The 4,747-nt window shown below is 66.4% G+C and carries 5 protein-coding genes and 1 pseudogene; 1 reads left to right on the forward strand and 5 read right to left on the reverse strand.

Translation table 11 applies throughout. From position 1 onward, the window contains the following. A partial coding sequence (locus X739_RS136705; RefSeq protein WP_023796684.1) for an ATP-binding protein occupies positions 1 to 834 on the reverse strand: 834 nt, incomplete at its 3' end. Positions 835 to 1,172: 338 nt separating this feature from the next. Continuing rightward, positions 1,173 to 1,883 carry a glutathione S-transferase family protein gene (locus tag X739_RS136700; protein WP_023796685.1) on the reverse strand — a complete coding sequence of 237 codons (711 nt, stop codon included), beginning with the start codon at positions 1,881 to 1,883 and terminating at the stop codon, positions 1,173 to 1,175. Positions 1,884 to 2,097: 214 nt separating this feature from the next. Here X739_RS136700 and X739_RS136695 point away from each other — a divergent pair, with 214 nt between their 5' ends. Then, positions 2,098 to 2,406 (forward strand): hypothetical protein, encoded by a 309-nt coding sequence (locus tag X739_RS136695; protein ID WP_015316958.1) that lies wholly within the window; start codon positions 2,098 to 2,100, stop codon positions 2,404 to 2,406. A gap of 21 nt (positions 2,407 to 2,427) precedes the next feature. On the opposite strand, the gene X739_RS136690 is transcribed toward X739_RS136695, so the two are convergent. From X739_RS136690 to X739_RS136680, 3 genes and pseudogenes are all read right to left on the reverse strand, one after another. Continuing rightward, a complete protein-coding gene (locus tag X739_RS136690) occupies positions 2,428 to 3,258 on the reverse strand; it encodes an aldo/keto reductase (RefSeq protein WP_023796686.1) in 831 nt (276 codons plus the stop codon). Between the two features lie 86 nt (positions 3,259 to 3,344). After that, a complete protein-coding gene (locus X739_RS136685; protein ID WP_023775517.1) occupies positions 3,345 to 3,977 on the reverse strand; it encodes a PQQ-binding-like beta-propeller repeat protein in 633 nt (210 codons plus the stop codon). 34 nt (positions 3,978 to 4,011) lie between these two features. Further along, positions 4,012 to 4,747: pseudogene (locus X739_RS136680) on the reverse strand (helix-turn-helix domain-containing protein); the annotation flags it as partial.

A 4,747-nucleotide genomic window follows, 5' to 3' on the forward strand; every position in this document is an offset into this window, starting at 1 on the left:
GGCGCGGGCATCCTCGAGCGCCGCCTCGGGCAGCGGCATCAGCCTGGGCGTGCCGTTGCGCGGGCTGGTGTCGGTGGGGCCGATGCGCAGGCCGAGCGGCCGGCGCGACAGTGCCGGCCCCAATGCCATGAATTGGCCACGCTCCAGATCGCGGAACGCCTCCGCCTGCCGCCGCTCCATACCCAGGAGATCGGCCGCGCGCGCCATGTCGATATCGAGGAAGGTGCGGCCCATCAGGAAATTGGAGGCTTCCGCCGCCACGTTCTTGGCGAGCTTGGCCAACCGCTGCGTGGCGATGATGCCGGCAAGCCCGCGCTTGCGGCCCCGGCACATCAGGTTGGTCATGGCGCCGAGCGAAAGCTTGCGCGCCTCGTCCGACACCTCGCCGGCCACCGCCGGCGCGAAAAGCTGAGCTTCGTCGACCACCACCAGCATCGGGTACCAGTGGTCGCGCGCGACCTCGAACAGCCCGCCGAGAAAAGCGGCGGCGCGCCGCATCTGGTTCTCGGCATCGAGGCCTTCGAGGTTGAGCACGGTCGAGACACGGTGGATGCGCGCCCGCTCGCCGGCCGCCTGCAGGCCGCGCTCGGTATGCTCCTCGGCATCGATCACCAGATGGCCGTAGCGTTCGCCCAGAGACACGAAGTCGCCTTCCGGATCAATGATGGTCTGCTGCACCCACGGCGCGCTCTGTTCCAGGAGACGCCGCAAGAGGTGCGACTTGCCGGAGCCCGAATTGCCCTGCACCAGGAGGCGGGTCGCCAGCAACTCCTCGAGATCGAGTTTCGCCGGCGCACCCGCTGTCGTGTGTCCCATCTCGATCGCAACGGTCATGCCAGACTCATCAGCTCCTTCGCAGACGGGCTTAGCAATCCGATCGCGGCTCGTCGAGCGTGGCATGGCCGGCGATTCGCGTTGCGCACAGCCGAGACAATGACGACCTGGCCGCGATGGACGGCCGCAATCCGGCGGGCCGCCTGCCGTTACAGCCCCGACCTGTGGATAGTAACCACCTGTTCACCATGGGCCGGCGTTCCGCTTGCGGCGGCCGGCCATCCGCTTAGCCTGGTCTTTGCATCGCCCCCCAAAGCGATGCACCCCAACGCCCCAAATGGCGGCCGGCGTTTTCAAGTTTCTCTCCAAACGTATACGCCGGTCGCCACCCGTTTCGACTACAGCCTCGGTGCCGCCTCATGCGGCTCGACCCGTCCTGGGACTGGCGGCAATCGCGGCGCGTCCAGACCCTCGAAGGGATCACGCCAGGCGTCGATCGCTTCAAGCCGCCGATACCAGCGATCGACCAGCCGATAGTCGCCGAGCGGCAGGCCCGCGACATCGTTGAAAGGCAGGAAGGTCGCCATGCGGAAGTCGGCATAAGAGACTTCGTCCCCCACCAGCCATTGCCGGCCCGCAAGCGCGGTCTCCAGGATCGCCGCCGTCGTGTGGAACAGTTTCAGGCCCTCCTTGACCACTTGGTGATCGATCGGCCCGATGTGATAGCGCTGCTTGGTGCCGCGCTCGAAATGCACCATGTCGCAGGCCCGCATGAAATTCTCCTTGCCCCAACTCAGCCAGCGGATCATCTCGGGCTCATCGTCGTTCGTGCGCCAGAAATCGGAACCCATGTCTCGCGACAACCGGCAGGCTATGGCGTCGGCCTCCCACAAGCTTCCGCCGGGCCAGACCAGTATGGGCAGGGAAAGGTTGGGATTGAGGGGCCGGAATCGCTCCGCTTGCCCCGGAGCGAACGGCGCCGCGAATTCGAAGGTCAGCCTCGCCCCGAGATGACGCGCCACCGCCACCCCCAGGCGCGGATTGGGGTTGCGGCTGAAGTACAGTTTTGTTTCCACGTCATCCGGCATCGGCTCGACTCCGTCACTCATGAATGGCTCTCCTTGTCCCGGCGACCGTCGCCAGATCAAGGACGCCAGATCAAGGACGGGCGCGGCTCGTGCAATCCGACAAATCATCCACTCCCCGCGCGCCATGCGGAACGAGCAGCCCATCGAAACAGGATGGGTTGCGCAAAAGTTTGGGTTGACCGTCTCCGACGACGAGGCGACACTTCATCCCACAGCAAGGCAGGAGGAAATTAGGATGGACGAGCCCGACCGCTGGCGCCACATGTCGAGCGCGCCAAAAGACGGCAGCCGGATCCTCGTTACGGTGCGCCCGTCCGAGCAGGGGCCGGCGGAAGTCGACCTCGCCTACTGGTCACGCGCCGATCAGTTCGGCGACGAGGGCTGGCGCGCCTCCGATTCCTCGCCCGGCCGCGTCGTCGAATATGCCGAGCCGGAGCTGAAATGCTGGATGCCGATGCCCTCGGCCAATCTCAGCCGGGGCGCCTCGATGCCGGCGCCGTGGGAAGGCGACGACGCGCAACAGCTGGACGGCTCGGGGATTTAGCGCGCCGACCGCTTCGTCCTCTCAGAACAGAAACGCCGCCGTCACCGGATTCGGACCGTTACGGCCGTCAGCCGAATCCATGCCGGCGATCGTCTCCAGGTCCTGCGCGTCCAGTTCGAAATCGAAGACATCGAAATTGGCCGCGATGCGGTCCTGGCGCACCGACTTCGGGATGACGATCAGCCCTTGCTGGAGATGCCAGCGGATCATTGTCTGCGCGGTGGACTTGCCGTGTTTGCGGGCAATGCCTGATATGGTCGGGTCGCTCAGCAACCGGCCGCTGCCCAGCGGACTCCAGCTTTCCGTATGGATGTCGTGCCGGGCGTGAAATTCCCTGAGATCGCGCTGCTGGAAGCGCGGGTGCAGCTCGATCTGGTTGACGACGGGCGTCACGCCCGTCTCGCCGATGATGCGCTCCAGATGATCCCTATTGAAATTCGAAACGCCGATCGACTTGACGCGGCCGGCCTGCTTCAGCTCGACGAGCGTCTTCCAGGCCTCGACATATTTGTCCTGGCTGGGCACCGGCCAATGGATCAGGAACAGGTCGAGTTGCTCGACGCCGAGCTTCTTCATCGTGTCGTCGAAGGCCCGAAGCGCCGCATCGCGCTGGTGGGCGCCGTTGCGCAGCTTCGAGGTGATGAACAGCTCTGCCGCCGGCACGCCGGCGGCGCGGATCGCCTCACCGACCCCTTCCTCGTTCCGGTAACCCTCGGCGGTGTCGATCAGACGGTAACCGGCCTGGATCGCCCAGCCCACCACCCGCGCCGTGATGTCGTGATCGACCTGCCAGACGCCGAGGCCAAGCTGGGGAATGGCGGTGCCGTCGTTCAACGTAATCTGTTCGGGCATGGGAGAATCCTTTGTGGGGGATGGTCCAGCCTATCTAGGTTTGGCGTCCCACAACCGCCAGTCGATTTGGGAAAATTCGCGGACCCTCATTTCGGCCGGCGCACCGCCCTCACCACGCCGGCGTTTCCGCTGCCGCAGAACAGTCGGTCGGCGCCATCGGATTCGAGCCCCGAGACGCCCATGCCGGCAGGCATGTCGAGCTTCTCCAGAACCTTGCCCGTCCGAGGATCAACGCGCCGAAGATCGCTTTCGTCGCCCTCCCAGGTGGCGTGCCACAATTCGCCGTCGACCCAGGTCACCCCAGTGACGAACCGGTTGGATTCGATGGTGCGCAGGATCGCGCCGGTCTCCGGGTCGATCTGGTGGATCTTGCGCTCCCGGTGCTGGCCGACCCATAGCGTGCCTTCGGCCCAGGTCAGGCCGGAATCGCCGCCATTGCCGGGGGCTGGAATGGTGGAAAGCACCTCGCCCGTGTCGGGATCGATCTTCTGGATGCGGTCCTTGGCAAGCTGGAAGAAATGCCGGCCGTCATAGGCGGTGCCGGCATGTGCCGCGACATCGATCGAGCGCAAGGCCTGCCCGCTCTCGGGATCGAAAGCGTTCAGCCTGTCGCCTGAGGCGAACCAGACATTCTTGCCGTCAAAGCTTACCCCGGCCACCGTATTGGCACCGGGAAAGGGCCCGTATTCCCTCAAGATTTCGGCCGCCGAATGTTTCATGTGCTTGTCCCTCGATGCTGGTCGTCGTCACTATCTAGCCATTGGGAAGCGGCGCGGGGAGTAACAAGGTGGTCGTGAAACCCGCCACCGGCGGCGTCATCCAGCGGCGCGCCCGGCCATGGCCGAAGGACTGTACCTTGCCGGCCTCGGCAAGCGGCTCAAGCGCCCGCTGCACGCTGCGCTGGCCGGTTCCAAGTGCCAGCGCCAGGGCCGAGCTCGACCAGGCCTCGCCGTCGGCCAGCAAGGCAAGCACGGCCGCGTGCCGTTCCTCGATCGGCCGCGCCAGCACCATCACCGCATGGGCCTGGCGTGGCGCCAGCGTGAAGCCATGCCTGGTGGCGCTGATGCCGGCCAACGCGCGAAGCTCGGCACGCAGCCGCCCGATCTCGACGCGCAGGCGCGCGCGATGCGATTCATCGGCATGCTTGCCGCCGAAGGCCCGTGCCACGAGTTCCCCTCGCGACACGTCGCCGGGCCAGGCTTCGGCGAGCGTCCGCGCCAAGGCGAACAGCACAGGCCGGCTCGCCAGCGAAACCGTGGTCCGCCCGACCCGCACGGCGTAGCGGAAGGCATCGACGACCAGCGCCGGCGACCCCTGCAATGCCTCCACCTCTTCGAGCAGCAGCGGCTGCTCCCTGCCCTGCGCGATCAGTCGCGCCGCGGGTGTCTCCAAGGCCAGCCACGCGCTGTCGACCTCCGCGATGAGGCCGGGAATGCCCGCCTTGCGAGCGGCATGGCGCGCCCACTCCAGCGCCGCGCGCGCCGGCCTG

It is taken from the genome of Mesorhizobium sp. LNHC209A00 (assembly GCF_000502915.1).
Classification (GTDB): Bacteria; Pseudomonadota; Alphaproteobacteria; order Rhizobiales; family Rhizobiaceae; genus Mesorhizobium.

What these genes read in the sequence shown, in the direction of transcription:
- X739_RS136690 (WP_023796686.1), bottom strand. Translation starts at nt 3,258, where the DNA reads ATGCCCGAACAGATTACGTTGAACGACGGCACCGCCATTCCCCAGCTT.
- X739_RS136695 (WP_015316958.1), top strand. Translation starts at nt 2,098, where the DNA reads ATGGACGAGCCCGACCGCTGGCGCCACATGTCGAGCGCGCCAAAAGAC.
- X739_RS136685 (WP_023775517.1), bottom strand. Translation starts at nt 3,977, where the DNA reads ATGAAACATTCGGCGGCCGAAATCTTGAGGGAATACGGGCCCTTTCCC.
- X739_RS136700 (WP_023796685.1), bottom strand. Translation starts at nt 1,883, where the DNA reads ATGAGTGACGGAGTCGAGCCGATGCCGGATGACGTGGAAACAAAACTG.